This is a genomic window from Tardiphaga sp. 862_B3_N4_1, assembly GCF_051811085.1.
GTDB classification, from domain to species: Bacteria; Pseudomonadota; Alphaproteobacteria; order Rhizobiales; family Xanthobacteraceae; genus Tardiphaga; species Tardiphaga robiniae.
The window spans coordinates 708,258-724,540 of record NZ_JBPWQB010000002.1; the positions used below are offsets into that span (position 1 = coordinate 708,258).

General features: G+C 62.0%; 18 protein-coding genes. 7 read left to right on the forward strand and 11 right to left on the reverse strand.

Features of this window, described 5'->3' with window-relative positions:
• Positions 1-6: 6 nt before the first annotated feature.
• The 8 genes from AB8B02_RS20585 to AB8B02_RS20620 form a co-directional block, all read right to left on the reverse strand.
• Positions 7-321, reverse strand: coding sequence for a proton-translocating transhydrogenase family protein (locus AB8B02_RS20585; RefSeq protein ID WP_089265888.1), 315 nt, complete (start codon positions 319-321; stop codon positions 7-9).
• 11 nt (positions 322-332) lie between these two features.
• Positions 333-1,463 carry a Re/Si-specific NAD(P)(+) transhydrogenase subunit alpha gene (locus AB8B02_RS20590; protein ID WP_439065031.1) on the reverse strand — a complete coding sequence of 377 codons (1,131 nt, stop codon included), beginning with the start codon at positions 1,461-1,463 and terminating at the stop codon, positions 333-335.
• 82 nt (positions 1,464-1,545) lie between these two features.
• Positions 1,546-1,698: an aa3-type cytochrome c oxidase subunit IV gene (locus AB8B02_RS20595; RefSeq protein WP_068728814.1), complete on the reverse strand. Its 153-nt coding sequence runs from the start codon at positions 1,696-1,698 to the stop codon at positions 1,546-1,548.
• Positions 1,699-1,806: 108 nt separating this feature from the next.
• Positions 1,807-2,199, reverse strand: coding sequence for a type II toxin-antitoxin system death-on-curing family toxin (locus AB8B02_RS20600; protein ID WP_175367820.1), 393 nt, complete (start codon positions 2,197-2,199; stop codon positions 1,807-1,809).
• A complete protein-coding gene (locus AB8B02_RS20605; RefSeq protein ID WP_120287136.1) occupies positions 2,196-2,456 on the reverse strand; it encodes an AbrB/MazE/SpoVT family DNA-binding domain-containing protein in 261 nt (86 codons plus the stop codon). The genes AB8B02_RS20600 and AB8B02_RS20605 overlap by 4 nt, the downstream gene beginning before the upstream one ends.
• A gap of 72 nt (positions 2,457-2,528) precedes the next feature.
• A complete protein-coding gene (locus AB8B02_RS20610) occupies positions 2,529-4,439 on the reverse strand; it encodes a M3 family oligoendopeptidase (RefSeq protein WP_439065032.1) in 1,911 nt (636 codons plus the stop codon).
• Between the two features lie 25 nt (positions 4,440-4,464).
• Entirely contained in the window at positions 4,465-4,902 is a 438-nt protein-coding gene (locus tag AB8B02_RS20615) for a hypothetical protein (RefSeq protein ID WP_089265883.1), read from the reverse strand.
• Complete coding sequence (locus AB8B02_RS20620; protein WP_089265882.1) at positions 4,899-5,228, reverse strand: helix-turn-helix domain-containing protein; 330 nt, start codon at positions 5,226-5,228, stop codon at positions 4,899-4,901. The genes AB8B02_RS20615 and AB8B02_RS20620 overlap by 4 nt, the downstream gene beginning before the upstream one ends.
• Before the next feature lie 110 nt (positions 5,229-5,338).
• Between AB8B02_RS20620 and AB8B02_RS20625 the strand changes: the two genes are divergently transcribed.
• The 5 genes from AB8B02_RS20625 (at position 5,339) to AB8B02_RS20645 (ending at position 12,483) form a co-directional block, all read left to right on the forward strand.
• Positions 5,339-5,680 carry a hypothetical protein gene (locus AB8B02_RS20625; RefSeq protein WP_093757132.1) on the forward strand — a complete coding sequence of 114 codons (342 nt, stop codon included), beginning with the start codon at positions 5,339-5,341 and terminating at the stop codon, positions 5,678-5,680.
• Positions 5,681-5,816: 136 nt separating this feature from the next.
• Entirely contained in the window at positions 5,817-6,470 is a 654-nt protein-coding gene (locus AB8B02_RS20630) for a TerC family protein (protein WP_231079233.1), read from the forward strand.
• A 62-nt stretch (positions 6,471-6,532) separates the two neighbouring features.
• Positions 6,533-8,035, forward strand: coding sequence for a sigma-54-dependent transcriptional regulator (locus AB8B02_RS20635; protein WP_439065033.1), 1,503 nt, complete (start codon positions 6,533-6,535; stop codon positions 8,033-8,035).
• A gap of 314 nt (positions 8,036-8,349) precedes the next feature.
• Positions 8,350-10,539: a L,D-transpeptidase family protein gene (locus AB8B02_RS20640; RefSeq protein ID WP_439065034.1), complete on the forward strand. Its 2,190-nt coding sequence runs from the start codon at positions 8,350-8,352 to the stop codon at positions 10,537-10,539.
• Between the two features lie 285 nt (positions 10,540-10,824).
• The gene (locus AB8B02_RS20645) at positions 10,825-12,483 is read left to right on the forward strand and encodes a DUF882 domain-containing protein (RefSeq protein ID WP_439065035.1); all 1,659 of its coding nucleotides are present in this window, start codon (positions 10,825-10,827) and stop codon (positions 12,481-12,483) included.
• A 171-nt stretch (positions 12,484-12,654) separates the two neighbouring features.
• Here AB8B02_RS20645 and AB8B02_RS20650 read toward each other — a convergent pair whose 3' ends face one another.
• Both AB8B02_RS20650 and AB8B02_RS20655 read right to left on the reverse strand, forming a co-directional pair.
• The gene (locus AB8B02_RS20650) at positions 12,655-12,930 is read right to left on the reverse strand and encodes a DUF2312 domain-containing protein (RefSeq protein ID WP_068728829.1); all 276 of its coding nucleotides are present in this window, start codon (positions 12,928-12,930) and stop codon (positions 12,655-12,657) included.
• Between the two features lie 187 nt (positions 12,931-13,117).
• Entirely contained in the window at positions 13,118-13,420 is a 303-nt protein-coding gene (locus AB8B02_RS20655) for a DUF1244 domain-containing protein (protein ID WP_089265876.1), read from the reverse strand.
• Positions 13,421-13,597: 177 nt separating this feature from the next.
• Here AB8B02_RS20655 and AB8B02_RS20660 point away from each other — a divergent pair, with 177 nt between their 5' ends.
• The gene (locus AB8B02_RS20660) at positions 13,598-14,206 is read left to right on the forward strand and encodes a DUF1036 domain-containing protein (protein WP_093757145.1); all 609 of its coding nucleotides are present in this window, start codon (positions 13,598-13,600) and stop codon (positions 14,204-14,206) included.
• Positions 14,203-15,636 (forward strand): pyruvate kinase, encoded by a 1,434-nt coding sequence (gene pyk, locus AB8B02_RS20665; protein WP_439065036.1) that lies wholly within the window; start codon positions 14,203-14,205, stop codon positions 15,634-15,636. Before AB8B02_RS20660 ends, pyk begins: the two co-directional genes overlap by 4 nt.
• 182 nt (positions 15,637-15,818) lie before the next feature.
• On the opposite strand, the gene AB8B02_RS20670 is transcribed toward pyk, so the two are convergent.
• A complete protein-coding gene (locus tag AB8B02_RS20670; RefSeq protein WP_175367812.1) occupies positions 15,819-16,244 on the reverse strand; it encodes an OsmC family protein in 426 nt (141 codons plus the stop codon).
• Between the last annotated feature and the right edge of the window lie 39 nt (positions 16,245-16,283).

Genomic DNA, 16,283 nt, shown 5'->3' on the forward strand with positions numbered 1-16,283 from the left:
CTGCCCTTACTTCTTTTTCTTCTGGTACATCGCAAGCATGCGCTGCGTGACCAGGAAGCCGCCGAAAATATTGACGCATGCAAAGATCAGCGCGACGAAGCCGAAGCCGCGCGCCAAGGCGCCGCCACTGCCGACCATGTTGACACCGACCGCGAGCAGTGCGCCGACCACGATCACCGAAGAGATCGCATTGGTCACCGACATCAGCGGCGTATGCAGCGCGGGGGTCACCGACCACACCACGAAATAGCCGACGAACACGGCGAGCACGAAGATCGAGAGCTGAAAGACGAACGGGCTGACCAGCGAGGCATGATCCATGGCAGCGCTCCTTAAGCGGTCTTCGGCAGGAAGTTCGGATGAATGACGGCGCCGTCCTTGGTCAAAGCCGTTGCCTTGACCAGTTCGTCGTCCCAGTTCACCGCGAGCGCCTTGGTCTCTTTGTTGACCAACGTTTCGATGAACGAGAACAGGTTGCGCGCATAGAGGCTCGACGCCGAGGCGGCGACGCGGCCGGCGACATTGGTATAACCAACGATCTTGATGCCGTTGACGTCAGCGACTTCGCCGGGCTTGGCACCTTCGACATTGCCGCCGCGTTCGACGGCGAGATCGACCAGCACCGAACCGGGCTTCATGGACGCCACCATCTCGGCGGTGACCAGACGCGGCGCAGGCCGGCCCGGGATCAGAGCGGTGGTGATGATGATGTCCTGCTTCTTGATATGCTCGGCAGTGAGCGCGGCCTGCTTGGCCTGATATTCCTTGGACATTTCCTTGGCGTAGCCGCCGGCGGTCTGTGCGTTCTTGAATTCGTCGTCTTCCACCGCAAGGAATTTCGCGCCGAGGCTCTCGACCTGCTCTTTGGTGGCCGGGCGCACGTCTGTCGCGGTGACCACCGCGCCCAAGCGGCGCGCGGTCGCGATCGCCTGCAGGCCGGCGACGCCGACGCCCATCACGAATACCTTGGCGGCCGGAATGGTGCCGGCGGCTGTCATCATCATCGGAAAAGCGCGGCCGAAGCTTTCGGCGGCCTCGATGACGGCGCGGTAGCCGGCGAGATTGGCCTGGCTCGACAGCACGTCCATCACCTGCGCGCGGGTGATGCGCGGCATCAGCTCCATCGCGAAGGCCGACACGCCGGCATCGGCCATCGCCTTCAGCGCCGCGTCGTTGCCATAGGGGTCCATGATCGCGATCACTAGCGCACCGCGCTTGTAACCGGCGAGTTCGGACACCTCGGGACGCTTCACCTTGATGACGATGTCGGCATCCTTCACCGCATCGGCGCTGATGGTGGCGCCCACGGCCGTGTATTCCGAATCCGGCAGGCCGGACTTGATGCCGGCGCCAGGCTCAATCGCCACATCGACGCCGAGCGCCTTGAACTTCTTCACCGTGTCGGGCGAGATCGCCACGCGCGGTTCGGACGGATCGATTTCCTTGGCAACGGCAATCTTCATGGGGCCTCCGGCGGCGCAAGGCACGCGCGTGAGCAAATAGGACAGGACACCACCCGAGTCGGGCGGCGCAATCGGCGATAGATCAGGTAAGGAAGATGCCCATCAGGGCCACGATGGCGACGACGCCGATGGTGCCCCACTTCACCAGCACGAGAAAGCCCTCATAGGTCTGCTCATGCGCCGGATAGTCGTTGCCATCGGCCGTGGTGTAAGCGACTTCGCTGTGATCGGACATCAGGGTCTCCCGCCTCGTATTTCGTATGTTGCCACGGAATTAGCGCAATTGGATATGGAGAGCAACGGTTGCTGGCATACCACGGCAATCTTTACATACCGCAGTGCATTAGGCGGGCCAGTTGTCCCGAATCCAGCGCGTGAGCGATTGCTCGCTGACTTCGCCGGCAGCAAGGGCAAGGATGATCTCTGTAGCTTGGCCGGGATCTGGGGCGAACGAGATATCATTCATGCGCAAGAACACCATCATCGCATGAAAGGCGATGCGTTTGTTGCCATCAACGAACGCATGATTTTTGGCGAGACCGTATCCATAAGCTGCAGCAAGCGCCGCCATATCAGTCTCGCCGTAATGCCATTGATTGATCGGCCGTAGCACTGCCGACTCAAGGAGGCCGTGGTCCCGAACACCTTCGGGACCACCAAACATAGCAAGCTGTTCCGCGTGCATGTCGATTACTTCATCGACATCAAGCCACAATGGCTCGAATGTCGCGTTCATTTGGCCAGCGCGGCGAATGTATCCCTGTATTCGTGCATCACCTTGCGGGCGATTTCCATCGTCCGCGCATGCTTCGGATTGAAGGGAGACAGCCGCAAGCTTCCGTCTGGCTGTTCAACCGGATAGAATTTGTCGCCCTCCTTCAAATTGAGGCGCGCCAGCAATTCCTTCGGCAAAATCACTCCCACCGAATTACCAATTTTACGAATTTGAAGCGCCGTTGCCTCGAATTCGGGATTCCGGGCAGCTCCATTCATAGGTCCAACTCCCTGTTGTACGGAATGTATAACAGAAAGCTCGCGTACGTACAACAAATGTTTTACGTACGCCTACCCCATCGCTTCAAGCTCATCGATCATCCCGGCGATGACCGAGAGGCCGCCGTCCCAGAAGGTCGGGTCCCTGGCGTCGAGGCCGAAGGGCTTGAGCAATTCGGAATAGTGCTTGGTGCCTCCAGCGGCGAGCATCGCGAGGTAGCGATCCGCAAACCCTTCCTGGGCGTTCTCGTAAACCGCGTAGAGCGAGTTCACGAGGCAATCCCCGAAGGCATAGGCGTAGACGTAGAACGGCGAATGGATGAAGTGCGGGATGTACATCCAGAAGTTCTCGTAACCCGGTTTGATCTCGATCGCCGGCCCAAGGCTTTCAGTCTGCACGCTGAGCCAGAGTTCGCCAAGCCGCTGCGCGGTGAGTTCGCCGTGGCGACGCTCGGTGTGAACAGCGCGCTCGAATGAATAGAACGCGATCTGCCGCACCACCGTGTTGATCATGTCCTCGACCTTTCCCGCCAGCAGCGCCTGACGCTGCTTGGCGCTCTTGGTCTGCGACAGCAGCCGCTTGAAGGTCAGCATTTCACCGAACACGCTGGCAGTTTCGGCCAGCGTCAGCGGTGTCGGCGCCATCAGCGCACCGTTGCGGGCGGCGAGCACCTGATGCACGCCATGGCCGAGTTCGTGGGCGAGCGTCATCACGTCGCGCGGCTTGCCCTGATAGTTCATCAACACATAGGGATGCGCCGACGGCGTGGTCGGATGCGAGAACGCTCCGGGCGCCTTGCCCGGGCGCACCGGCGCATCGATCCAGCGATCGGTGAAGAAGCGCTTGGCGATATTGGCCATGTCTGGTGAAAACGCGCCATAGGCGGTCAGCACCATGTCCTGTGCGTCCGACCATGGAATCGTGCCGGTCGGCGCAAACGGCAGCGGCGCGTTGCGGTCCCAATGGGCGAGCTTCTTCTTGCCGAACCAGCGCGCCTTCAACTGATAGTAGCGATGCGACAGCCGCGGATAGGCCGCGCGCACCGATGATACTAGTGCGTCCACCACTTCGCGCTCGACGCGATTGTTGAGATGGCGGGAATCCGCAATATCCTGGAAACCGCGCCAGCGGTCGGAGATTTCCTTGTCCTTGGCCAGCGTGTTGGTGATCAGCGCAAAGGTGCGCTCATTGGCCTTGAAGGTTTTCGCCAGCGCTTGCCCGGCCGCCTTGCGCTTGGCCGGCGCGCGGTCCTGCAGCATGGTCAACGTTGGCTCGATCGCCAACTCCTTGCCGCCGAGCTTGAAGCGAAGCCCCGCGATTGTCTGATCAAACAGGCGGTTGAAGGCGCCATAACCGGTCTGAGACTTCTCGTGAAACAGCTGCTCGACGCGGTCTTCGAGCTGATAGGGCTTGTCCTTGCGGCTGTCTTCGATCCACGGCCGGTAGTGGCCAAGCTCGGGCGTCTGCATCGCCTGCTCGATCACGGCATCGTCGACACGATTGAGTTCGAGGCCGAAGAAGAGGAGATGCACCGACGCCGCGGTGATGCGCTCGGAAACGTCGCCGTAGAATTTCGAAATCGCAGGATCGACGCTGTCGCCGGCATGGACGAGACCGGCATAGGAGCCGAGCCGGCCGGCCAGATCGTCGATCGCCTCATAACGGCGAACAGCGCCCGCGAGCCACACACCACCGCCGGGCTTAGCCGTCTCTTCCGCGAGCTTGCCCTTGTAATCAGCTTCGAATGCCGCGCATTCGGCGTCGATCTTGTCGAGATCCCCGGCAATCTCCGGCGCGTCGATCGCCGCGTAGAGATCCGCAAGATTCCATTCCGGCAGCTTGCCCCCCGGCGATTTGGCCGATGATTTCGGCGCCAGCTTGCTCACCGCTTTTTTGGCCGGAGCGGATTTGCGCGAAACAGTTTTGCGAGAAGCGGTCTTTCGAGAAGGCTTGGCAGTCCGAGCAGTCGCAGATTTCGTCATGAATACTTTCGGTTGGATGCAGCCGTCACACGAAAGCAGCGAGCTGCGGAGCGAAATGGACAAGCAGTTCTTCGCCCTCGGTCATCAAGGGTTCGATCTCGTCATGAAGCATATGGCGAATCGTACACCACACCATGACAATCCGTGCGACAAGCCACCATCGCGTCCCGCGCAGCGCAGTGCGGGCATGCGCCGCCACCAGCGGCAGGCTGCGATGCTCGAACAACAGGCGCCCGGTGCCGTCTTCGAGAATGTACTGGCCATCCACGCGCGATACGCACAATTCGCAGGCCTGCTCCGGCTGCGGTCCCAGCAGATAGAGCTGCGCATCGCCGTTCTCAGTGATGCCAGTCTCCCATTCGCGGCCGCGATGCCCGAGATTGATCGTGTCGGCAAGCGTGGCGAGCTCGGTCTCGCTCCACGCGCCCTGCAGCGGTTTGCGCTGAAATGCGATGACGTTCATTTGGGTGCTCCAAACAGCAGCCGGTGCAATTCCGGCTCGTAATAGACCAGCAAATGTTTTGCGAAGGCGGCCGGCTCCAGACCGAGCTGAATGGCCCATGCTTCCATCGTTTCGGTGGGCACCCGACTGAAGCCGTTCTCAACCTGCGAGATGAACGTGTAATATTTGAGACCAAGTTTTGCGGCGAGATCGACCTGCGACAACCCGGCTTCCGCGCGTCGCGCTTTTAGCCAATCCCCAGCCTGTTTTCGCAACTGCCGCGCTTCCGGCAAGGCTTTGCCGCGCTGCACTCCAGCGAAATCTTCTTGATTTTCGCCACGTTTCATGATTACGAAACTATCCAGTATGAATTAAAGATCTGACGACTTCCTGTAGCACGACTATCGAGCTGCAAGAACGTTGCGGACGGGATGAAACGATACCCGACAGGACAACGATGGCCTTTACGGATCGCAACAGCATTGGCCGCAATTATGCGCCTCCTGCCCCTCACCGGGTCAAGGAGCTGTTTGCCGCAACCCTTTTGCTGGCGCTAACCGCGGCACTGGCCTTGCGCGCATTTGTCTCGCTCGATGCGCTGGCGCCGATGGTCGCCACCCTGCTATTCGCACTTGCAGCATTGATGGCCGGCGGCGCGCTGATTCCGCGGAACTTCGCGCGGCGCGCGACCTGGTTCGATGTCGCCGGCGTCCTGACCTTCATCGGCGTCGGCATCACCATTCTCATCGAGCCCGACCAGATGGTTCGGCTTGTCACCCTCTCGGATCAACCCGAGTAACGGATCGGATCAACCGCGGGATCAAACCCGCATGTTTGCAAAGCACGACTTTTAACAAGCACGTCCTGGCCCGGGCCCCTCTGGCAGTTCACCCGAACTGTGATGTCGGACTGGACGTTCATACGGAGTGGCCCACATGACAGACTTCTTCACCGCTGAAGCTATGACTGCACTTTTCCAGGTCGTGATGATCGACCTGGTCCTCGCCGGCGACAACGCCATCGTGATCGGCCTTGCGGCCGCCGGCCTTCCCAAGGAACAGCGCGGCAAAGCCATCCTGATCGGCATCATCGCCGCCACCATCCTGCGCATCGGCTTCGCCAGCATCACCGTCCAACTGCTGCAGATCATCGGTCTGCTTCTGGCCGGCGGCATCCTCTTGCTGTGGGTGTGCTGGAAGATGTGGCGCGAATTGCGCGCCGGGCATGAGCACGATCTCGACGCGCTCGAGAACCAGCTCAATGCCGATGGCACGGCCAACGGCCCGCGCAAGACGCTGGGCCAGGCGATCTGGCAGATCACCGTCGCCGATGTGTCGATGTCGCTGGACAACGTGCTCGCGGTCGCCGGTGCCGCGCGTGAACACCCGAGCATCCTGATCTTCGGCCTCGTGCTGTCGATCGCGCTGATGGGTCTCGCCGCCTCCTTCATCGCCAAGCTGCTGCAGAAGCACCGCTGGATCGCCTATGTCGGCCTCGCCATCATTCTCTATGTGGCGGGTGACATGATCTATCGCGGTGCCCGCGAAGTCTGGCCCTATGCGACGGCTTACCTCGCCCCGGTGTTATGAAAGCATTAAGGCTTTGATCGCCATGGTGGCTCAAATCGGGACATACCCGCTCTGGAGTTGCCATGGCCGAACGAATCCTCATCGCAGATGACGACGCCGTCCAGCGCCGCCTCCTCGAAAACATGGTGCAGCGCTGCGGCTATGAGGCCATCACGGTCGATAGCGGCGACGCTGCCATGGCCCGGCTGATTGATCCCGAAGCGGCCGCCATCGATGCTCTGGTCCTCGACCTGATGATGCCCGGCCTCGACGGCATGGGCGTGCTCGACAAGATTCGCGATAGCGGCCTCAGTATCCCGGTCATCGTCCAGACTGCCCATGGCGGTATCGAGAATGTTGTGTCCGCCATGCGTGCCGGCGCACATGATTTCGTCGTCAAACCTGTCGGCGTCGAACGTCTGCAGGTGAGCCTGCGCAATGCGCTCAATACCAGTGCGTTGAAAGGCGAATTGCAGCGCATCAGGCACAGCCGCGAAGGCAAGCTCACTTTTGCCGACATCGTCACCCGCAATGCCGGCATGGATGCCGTGCTGCGCACCGCACGCAAGGCGGCGACCTCCACGATCCCCGTGCTGATCGAAGGCGAGTCCGGCGTCGGCAAGGAATTGATCGCGCGCGCCATCCACGGCTCGGGCGAACGCAGCAGCAAGCCGTTCGTAGCTGTGAATTGCGGCGCCATTCCCGACAACCTCGTGGAGTCGATCCTGTTCGGCCACGAGAAGGGCGCCTTTACCGGCGCTACCGACCGGCATCTTGGCAAGTTTGTCGAGGCGCACGGCGGCACGCTGTTTCTCGACGAAGTCGGCGAGCTGCCGCTATCGGCGCAAGTGAAGCTGCTGCGCGCGCTTCAGGAAGGTTCGGTCGAGGCCGTGGGCGGGCGCAAGCCGGTCAAGGTCGACGTCCGCATCATTTCGGCTACCAACCGCAAGCTGCTCGATCTCGTCAAAGCCGGGCAATTCCGCGAAGATCTGTTCTATCGCCTGCATGTGCTGCCGCTCACGGTGCCGCCGCTCCGGGCGCGCCGCGAGGACATTCCGTACCTGCTGCGGCATTTCCTGGCGCGTTTCTGCGCCGAGGAGAACAGGCCGATTACCAGCATCGCCGGCGACGCCATGACGATGCTCACGCAGCTCGACTGGCCGGGCAATATCCGGCAGCTGGAAAATGCCGTCTACCGCGCCGTGGTGATGAGCGAAGGCGATCAACTCGGACTGGCCGACTTCCCGCAAACGACCGCGTACGTTCCATCGATCGTGGCATCGGCGGTCGCGCCGCTGATTGTAGACCCCGTCTTCCACACGATGGCGCCGACCATGGTACCGGGCATCGACGCAGCCCCGATATCGCTCGCCGCCGGAAGCCTGTCCATGCTGACAGCGGAGAACGAGGTAAGGGCACTGGAAGAGCTCGAATCCGAGATCATCCGCTTTGCCATTGCGCACTATCGCGGTCAGATGTCGGAAGTCGCGCGGCGCCTCAAAATCGGCCGGTCGACACTCTACCGCAAGCTCGATGAGGCAGCGGAGAAAGATTCATCGATTGCGGATTCCGCACCGTCGAACTGAACTTCTCGCCTCCCACGCGATTGAACATGTTGTTGCGATCGCTATGGAACTTGAACCGTTGCGGTCTGGTGACACACAAAGTCAAAAGCATCGGTGAAACCTCGGTATGCGTTGCAAACCGGGGAGGTTGAGGTCAGTTTGTTGTGACTTGTCCGACAAGCGCTAGCGCTTGTGCCGGGCGCGTGTATCGTCTGCACAGGAAGCGCTCTGAATCGGAGCGGGCAGGCAAAACAGCGCGACTGCTTCAACCGAAGCTGATGACGTCAGACTAGAACTGTTCCATGCCGGAACAGCTCACCTAACGAGGTGCGAGAATGCGAGACTATTCCAAGGGCCGCTCGGGATTCGACCGCGTGCTGATGGCCGTGGCCGCGACATTCCTGACGGTTTCCGCTGGCGCAGCTGCTGCTGCCCAGAGCGCAGCGCCCCGCGACAGTGTCTCCGAACTCGCCATCGATGCGGCGGTGCCGCGCCCGGAACCCGCCAACGTAGCCCCGCCGACCGCTGCCGACTTCAAGGCCGAGGCGCCGAAGGCCGAGACCACCGCGTCCGTGCCCGATGCAACCAAGACGTCCGAGAAGACCATCGGCTCGACCTCGACCGATACGCCAAAGGCAACCGAGGCCGCGCAAGCGCCTGCGGATGTGAAGCCGAGCGAGGCTGTAACCGTGCCCGCCGCTGCGACACCGCCGGCCGCGACTGCCGTCGCACCTCCCGCGCCCGCAGCCGAGCCGCCGAAGGATGTCGCCAAGGACATCGCCAAGCCCGCGACCACTGTTGCGTCCAGCGATCAGCCCGTCGCCGAGAAGCTGCGCGACATGTTCGGCGCCAAGTCCACGCGCTATTTCGACCGTAAGGGCGAGCGCGCCGCGGTCGAGAAGTTCTACACCGCACGTGACTTCGCACCGATCTGGACCCAGGGCGGCGCAACGACCCCTGCCGCCAAGGGTGTCATTGCGCGCCTCAAGGACGCCGCTTCTGACGGCCTCGACGCCGCCGACTATCCGGTGCCGGATTTCACCGCGGCGAATACGCCCGATGCGCTCGCCGAGGCGGAGCTGAAGCTCACCGCCAGCATGCTCGACTATGCCCGCCAGGCACAGAGCGGCCGCATGCACTGGTCGCAGGTGACTGGCGACATCATGTATCCGGAGCATCCGACAGATCCGGCGGAAGTGCTCGCCAATATCTTGACCGCGAAGAACGCTTCGGCAGCCCTCGACGCCTACAACCCGCCGCACAAGGGCTATCAGGAGCTGAAGAAGAAGCTCGCTGAACTGCGCGGCGAAACCGCAACGCCAGTACAGCCGATCGGCGAGGGCCCGGCTCTGCGTTTCGCCAAGGCCACGAAGAAAAATCCCAACCCGACCGTGATGGACGACTCGCGCGTGCCGTTGCTGCGCGCGCGCCTCAATGTCGAGAATCCGGCCGAGACCAAATATGACGCTGCCGTCGCCGAAGCCGTTCGCAAGTATCAGGCCAGCAATGACCTGAAGGCCACCGGCGTGCTGGACGAGGCTACCGTGCGCGCGATGAATTCGCCGAAGCGTGATCGCCACATCGATACGGTGCTGGTCAACATGGAGCGTTGGCGCTGGCTGCCACGCCAGCTCGGCGCGTCCGCAGTCGGCAATGCCTATGTGATGCTGAACATCCCGGACTATACGCTGAAAGTGATGCAGAACGGCGCGCAGGTCTGGACCACACGCGTCGTCGTCGGCAAGCCGGGCAATCACGCCACGCCGCTGATGACCGAGACGATGAAGTACATCACGGTCAACCCGACCTGGAACGTGCCGCCGTCGATCATCTACAACGAATACCTGCCCGCTCTGCAGCAGGACCCGACGGTGCTTGACCGCATGGGCCTGAAGCTGACGCGCAATTCCGACGGCAGCATCCACATTGCGCAGCCCCCCGGTGAAGCCAACGCGCTGGGCCGCATCCGCTTCAACTTCCCGAACAAGTTCCTCGTCTATCAGCACGATACACCGGACAAGAACCTGTTCGGCCGCGACGAGCGCGCCTTCAGCCACGGCTGCATGCGCGTGCAGAATCCGGATCAATACGCCGCGACGCTGCTGAACATCACGATGCCGAACGAGCACTACACACCGGAAAAGGTTCGCGGCATGTATGGCCGCAGCGAGATCGACCTGAAATTCCCGACGCCGATCCCGGTGAACATCACTTACCAGACAGCCTTCGTCGATGACGCTGGCAAGCTGCAGCTGCGCAAGGATATCTACGGACGCGACGCGCAGATGATGCAGTTGCTCCGCGGCGGCAAGAACAAGGATCTGGAGCAGGTCGTCGCTCGGGCCCAGCCGAGCTATTCGCGCCCACGCGCAGATATCCCGCAAGGCGTAGCCTTCAACGACAACGGCTCGCGCATGGCCAGCAATGGCGGCCTGTCCTTCTTCGAGCGCCTGTTCGGCGGCGGTGCCCCGGCACCACAGCCAGTTGCACCCGGTCAGAAACCACGCCGGACGGTGACCCGCTAAGCGCGACGCCAGTCCTCAAAATTCGAAAGACTTATCAAGGGCTTCACCTTCCGGTGGAGCCTTTTTTACGTTTCGCCCTTTATCCAGATTAACCATCGTCCATCTGGAACCCGGCAGCGGGCTATTTTTCGCCATACTCAATGGGTTAAGTTTAATGGCTGGCTGAAAAGCCCGCTTGGGGGGATGGGTTGTAAATCTCGGTTAACCCTCCCGTTTTAAGAGTACGTTCACTCTCTGTCGCCGCATGGGGTAGCGAGAGAGTTGTCGACTTGGGTGGGTTCATACGTGCTGAGCGGTTTCGCACGCAAAACGAGATTGCGGACATCGCGCGCTGGCTTTTATGCCGGCCTCGCTTCAGTCCTGCTGATCGCAGGCGCCAGCTCCGTCCATAACGCCACCGCTCTCGACGAAACCCGCACCCTCTCGTTCCACCACACCCATTCAGGCGAAGATCTCACCGTCACGTTCAAGCGCAATGGCCGCTACGACGACGACGGGATGAAGAAGATCAACTATTTCTTGCGCGACTGGCGCAGCCAGGACCAGACCAACATGGATCGTCGCCTGTTCGACATCCTCTGGGAGGTCTACCGCGATGTCGACGGCAAGGCGCCGATCCAGATTATCTCCGCCTATCGCTCTCCCACCACCAACGCCATGCTCCGCCGCCGCTCGTCCGGCGTCGCTCGCGCCAGCCAGCATATGCTCGGCCACGCGATGGACTTCTTCATTCCCGGCGTGGCGCTGGAAAAGATCCGCTTTGCCGGTTTACGCCTGCAGCGCGGCGGCGTCGGCTTCTATCCGACCTCCGGCTCGCCTTTCGTGCATCTCGACACTGGCAGCATCCGTCACTGGCCGCGTATGACGCATGACCAGCTGGCGCGCGTCTTCCCCGACGGCCGCACCGTGCATTTGCCGACCGACGGCCGTCCATTGGCTGGTTATCAGCTGGCAATGGCTGAGATCGAGAAGCGCGGCGATGGCGACAGTGCAGCTTTTGCCAAGAGCAAGCCGGGCCTGTTCGCCTCGCTGTTCCGTGGTGGCAAGTCGAATGACGACGAAGACGAGAGCGCAGCGGCCGCGATCGCGCCCGCCAAGCCGTCGCCTGTCGGCATGATGGCCGCCGCGATGCCTGCGAAACCGGTCGACACGAAGCAGGCCGAAACGAAGCTGGCTGAGGCGAAGTCTTCGGACCCCGTTCCGATGCCGCGCTCCAAGCCGGCCGCAGCGGCAACCTATCAGCTCGCATCGGCTGACACCGAGACCGTTCCGGTACCGCGCCCGAAGGCACCGATTCCGGCGCCCGCAGCCAAGACCGACAACCGGCCGCAGACGCCGGCCGATATTATCAATGCCCGCGGCTTCTGGGATGATATGCCGGCGCCGAAACAGGCCACGCCGCAGCAGGTCGCCGCGATCACCGCACGGCAGGCCTTGGCCAATGTGGTAGATCCGCAGCCGGCCGCCACCGAGTCCAGCTTCGCCAAGGCGATGGCCTATGCGCCGCCGGCCAACTCCCCGGTCGATCGCGCCAATGTCGTTGCCGCCAGCGCGCCGATCCCACGTAGCATGCGTCCGGCCTCCGTGGCCAAGAACCCGATGGCGGTGAACAACATCACGACCGTCGTCGCGAAGGGCGCTCAGGGCCAGAACAGCACCGTCACCGTAGCGACCCGCCTGACCGCAGCAGCCATTCCCGACAACCATGTCTGGATGCGCGCGATGATCCTCGCGCCGAGCGCCACCACGTCGATGTCGGCCTCAGTAATGGGCGACGGCGACATGACCATCCTGCGCGCACACTTCGTCAAGCCGCAGGCGGTGGTGGCGATGACTTTCTCGGATGATCCGCAGCTCGGTCTGGTCTGCGACCGCTTCACCGGCTCGGCAACAGCCTCGCTTGCGACGACAGCATTTGTGATGCGCACGGCATCGCTGCGTTAAGCGCGCGAATTTCTCAGACTATAATGGTGTCATGGCCGGGCTTGACCCGGCCATCCATCGATTTTTTGTGGATAGATGGATACGCGGGTCGTCTAGCGCGAAGACGCGCTTCGCGCTTTTGCCCGCGTATGACACCTGAGTGTTTGGCTGAGTATTGGCGCGCTAAGCGCCTTACAGCATTCCCAAGGCCTGCAGATAGGTCTCGAGGATTGTCTCCTGCTCGGCACGCTCGTTGGCGTCCTGCTTGCGCATGCGGATGATGGTGCGCAGCGCCTTCACGTCGTAGCCGTTGCCCTTGGCTTCGCCATAGACGTCCTTGATGTCGTCGGAGATCGTCTTCTTTTCTTCTTCAAGGCGCTCGATACGCTCGACGATAGCCTTGAGCTGATCCTTGGCGAAAGAATGTGTCGCCTGATCGTCCAGCACGGACGCAGCAGAGGTGGCCATCGAAAACTCCTGGTGAACTGATGTTGCTTTAAGCGGATATCGGGTGGGTTTAGTGCGCAGCGTTATGCGCGCATTAATCTTAAGGAAATGACACTCAAGACCACGGCGCCTTGCGTCAAGGCGCCTTCGCGGTCATCCACAGCGCCCCCACAGCTTTGATTTCATGCCTCAAAAAGACAAGAAATCGTCAGTGCCCGCTGTGCACTTTCTTCATGGCCTCAATTTGTTCGGGTTTGGCCTCGGCCTGATGCAGCGATTTCCAGGTCTCGTAAGGCATGCCGTAAATCGCTTCGCGGCTCTCATCCTTGGTCATCGCCACGCCCTTGGCGTCGGCAGCGTCCTTCAGCCAGTTTGACAGGCAGTTCCGACAGAAGCCGGCCAGATTCATCAGGTCGATATTCTGCACATCGGTGCGACCGCGCAAATGGTCTACCAGCCGGCGAAAGGCGGCGGCCTCGAGTTCGGTCTGGATCTTGTCGTCAATCGCCATGAATGGTCTCGCTGTTGCACCCGATACCGGCCTGTCGTCTTCGTGTAACATGGGCGCTGTCACAGATTTTGCCATATCACAACGCAAACCGCCTGGCGGGGCAGAATTGGTTCCGCGACCGTTGACAGGCCCGCCGGGTCAAGCGAAATCGTCAACGAATTGAGATAGCTTCGCCGCATGACCGCAAGAGATTCCCATTCCCGCCCCTTTCGACGCGTCCCCCTCGCCGGCCTGTTGCCGGTGCTGGCGCTGGCCCTGTCGTGCCTGTGGGCGAGCCCCGCGGCGGCTGATTTCCGGCTGTGCAACAACACCTCGAGCCGGGTCGGGATCGCGCTGGGCTACAAGGATGCCGAAGGCTGGACCACCGAGGGCTGGTGGAATGTCTCGTCGCGAGCCTGCGAGACCTTGCTGCGCGGAACCCTGGTTGCGCGGTATTATTATATCTACGCACTCGATTACGACCGGGGTGGTGAGTGGTCGGGTCAGGCCTTCATGTGCTCCCGCGACAAGGAATTCACTATCAAGGGCACCGAAAACTGCCTCGCGCGCGGCTTTGACCGGACCGGCTTTTTTGAGGTCGATACCGGCGAACAGCGTGCCTGGACGGTGCAACTGACCGAAACCAACGAACAACCGCCGAAGCTGCCGGGCATTCCGGGGCCGACCGGACCGCCTCCGGGCGCACCCGGCGCGGGCTTCCCCGGTCTGCCCAACACGCCAGGTGGCGCGCCCCCGGGCGGGTCAACGACCCTGCCGCCATCAGTACCGCCGGGAGGCAAACAATGAGACGTCAACGCCGCATCAAGATTCTGGCCACGCTCGGCCCTGCCTCCTCCGACAGCGCGATGATCCGCAAGCTGTTCGAGGCTGGTGCCGACGTGTTCCGCATCAATATGAGCCACACGCCGCATGACAAGATGCGCGAGCTGGTGAAGACCATCCGCAATGTCGAGAGCAGCTACGGGCGCCCGATCGGCATTCTGGTCGATCTGCAGGGCCCGAAGCTGCGTGTCGGCGCCTTTGCCGAAGGCGGTGTGCAGCTCAAGAATGGCGAAGGCTTCGTGCTGGATTCCGATCCCGCGCCCGGCGACGCCACCCGCGTGCACCTGCCACATCCGGAAATTCTCGCTGCACTTCGCCCGGGCCATGCGCTGCTGATCGACGACGGCAAGCTGCGGCTGATTGCCGAGGAGACATCGAACGACCGCGCGGTGACGCGCGTGGTGGTCGGCGGCCGCATCTCCGACCGCAAGGGCGTCAGCCTGCCCGATACAGACCTGCCGGTGTCGGCCATGACGCCGAAGGACCGCCTGGATCTGGAAGCCGCACTCGAGACCGGCATCGACTGGATAGCCCTGTCCTTCGTGCAGCGCGCCGAGGACGTTCATGAAGCCAAGCGGCTGGTGCGCGGCCGCGCATCCATCATGTCGAAGATCGAGAAGCCGCAGGCGATCGACCGTCTCGATTCCATTCTGGAAGCGTCCGATGCGCTGATGGTCGCGCGCGGTGATCTCGGCGTCGAACTGCCGCTGGAACGGGTACCAAGTCTACAAAAGCGCATGACGCGCATGGCGCGCCGCGCCGGCAAACCCGTCGTCGTCGCTACGCAGATGCTGGAGTCAATGATCCAGAGTCCGGTGCCGACGCGCGCCGAAGTCTCCGACGTGGCAACGGCCATCTATGAAGGCGCGGACGCCGTCATGCTGTCGGCCGAATCCGCCGCCGGCAAATTCCCGGTCGAAGCCGTCTCAACGATGAACCGCATCGGCGAGGAAGTAGAGCGCGATCCGACCTATCGCACCGTACTGATGGCCCAGCGCCCCGAACCCGAGCCGACCGTCGGTGACGCCATTGCGGACGCCGCACGACAAATCGCAGAGACGTTGGATCTGTCTGCGATCATTTGCTGGACCAGCTCAGGATCCACCGCCGTCCGCGTCGCCCGTGAACGGCCGAAGCCGCCGGTGGTAGCGATCACGCCGAACCTCGCCGCCGGTCGCAAGCTCTCGGTCGTGTGGGGTGTACACTGCGTGGTGGCGGAGGATGCGAAGGACCTCGACGACATGGTCGATCGCGCCGGACGCATCGCCTTCCGAGACGGCTTCGCCAAAGCCGGCCAGCGGGTCATCATTGTCGCTGGCGTGCCACTCGGCACACCAGGTGCGACCAACATGGTCCGCATCGCTTATGTCGGGCCAAACGACGCGGATATGTAGTTCACTTGCTTAACCTCTCCCCGCGCTTTGCGGGGAGAGGTCGCCGCGTCTAGCGGCGGGTGAGAGGCATCGCACAAAGCCCACCATACGCACTTCACTCACGGATCGAAGAGCCCCTCACCCCACCTCTCCCCGCAAGAGCGGGGCGAGGGAGTGCGCGGCAGGTGCCAAGACCCTGAGAACTACACCAGTGTCGCGTCGAGCGTGATTTCTGCGTTCAGCACCTTCGACACCGGGCAGCCGGCCTTTGCCATGGCGGTGAGTTCGTCGAACTTCGCCTTGTCGGCGCCGGGAATAGAGGCCGACAGCGTGAGGTGCACTTTGGTAATCGCGAAGCCGTCACCCTGCTTCTCCAGCGTCACATCCGCCTTGGTTTCCATATTGTCGGCTTTGAACCCTGCTTCGCCAAGGATCAGCGACAGCGCCATGGTAAAACAGGCGGCATGGGCCGCACCGATCAGCTCTTCAGGATTGGAGCCAGGCTTGCCTTCGAAGCGGCTGGCGAAACCATACGGATAGTCACTGAGCGCGCCGCTCTTGGTGGAAATCGATCCCTTGCCGTCCTTGATGCCGCCCTGCCATTTGGCCGAACCGAAAGTCGTGGTCATGCAATTCTCCTCAATTTGGGTTGAAGTCGATCGAACGGG

Excerpts from the sequence above, each read along its gene's own strand:
- AB8B02_RS20635 (WP_439065033.1), top strand. The coding sequence starts at position 6,533 with ATGGCCGAACGAATCCTCATCGCAGATGACGACGCCGTCCAGCGCCGC.
- AB8B02_RS20630 (WP_231079233.1), top strand. The coding sequence starts at position 5,817 with ATGACAGACTTCTTCACCGCTGAAGCTATGACTGCACTTTTCCAGGTC.
- pyk (WP_439065036.1), top strand. The coding sequence starts at position 14,203 with ATGAGACGTCAACGCCGCATCAAGATTCTGGCCACGCTCGGCCCTGCC.
- AB8B02_RS20600 (WP_175367820.1), bottom strand. The coding sequence starts at position 2,199 with ATGAACGCGACATTCGAGCCATTGTGGCTTGATGTCGATGAAGTAATC.
- AB8B02_RS20585 (WP_089265888.1), bottom strand. The coding sequence starts at position 321 with ATGGATCATGCCTCGCTGGTCAGCCCGTTCGTCTTTCAGCTCTCGATC.
- AB8B02_RS20670 (WP_175367812.1), bottom strand. The coding sequence starts at position 16,244 with ATGACCACGACTTTCGGTTCGGCCAAATGGCAGGGCGGCATCAAGGAC.
- AB8B02_RS20620 (WP_089265882.1), bottom strand. The coding sequence starts at position 5,228 with ATGAAACGTGGCGAAAATCAAGAAGATTTCGCTGGAGTGCAGCGCGGC.
- AB8B02_RS20615 (WP_089265883.1), bottom strand. The coding sequence starts at position 4,902 with ATGAACGTCATCGCATTTCAGCGCAAACCGCTGCAGGGCGCGTGGAGC.
- AB8B02_RS20640 (WP_439065034.1), top strand. The coding sequence starts at position 8,350 with ATGCGAGACTATTCCAAGGGCCGCTCGGGATTCGACCGCGTGCTGATG.
- AB8B02_RS20590 (WP_439065031.1), bottom strand. The coding sequence starts at position 1,463 with ATGAAGATTGCCGTTGCCAAGGAAATCGATCCGTCCGAACCGCGCGTG.
- AB8B02_RS20650 (WP_068728829.1), bottom strand. The coding sequence starts at position 12,930 with ATGGCCACCTCTGCTGCGTCCGTGCTGGACGATCAGGCGACACATTCT.
- AB8B02_RS20605 (WP_120287136.1), bottom strand. The coding sequence starts at position 2,456 with ATGAATGGAGCTGCCCGGAATCCCGAATTCGAGGCAACGGCGCTTCAA.
- AB8B02_RS20625 (WP_093757132.1), top strand. The coding sequence starts at position 5,339 with ATGGCCTTTACGGATCGCAACAGCATTGGCCGCAATTATGCGCCTCCT.
- AB8B02_RS20610 (WP_439065032.1), bottom strand. The coding sequence starts at position 4,439 with ATGACGAAATCTGCGACTGCTCGGACTGCCAAGCCTTCTCGAAAGACC.
- AB8B02_RS20655 (WP_089265876.1), bottom strand. The coding sequence starts at position 13,420 with ATGGCGATTGACGACAAGATCCAGACCGAACTCGAGGCCGCCGCCTTT.
- AB8B02_RS20595 (WP_068728814.1), bottom strand. The coding sequence starts at position 1,698 with ATGTCCGATCACAGCGAAGTCGCTTACACCACGGCCGATGGCAACGAC.
- AB8B02_RS20660 (WP_093757145.1), top strand. The coding sequence starts at position 13,598 with ATGACCGCAAGAGATTCCCATTCCCGCCCCTTTCGACGCGTCCCCCTC.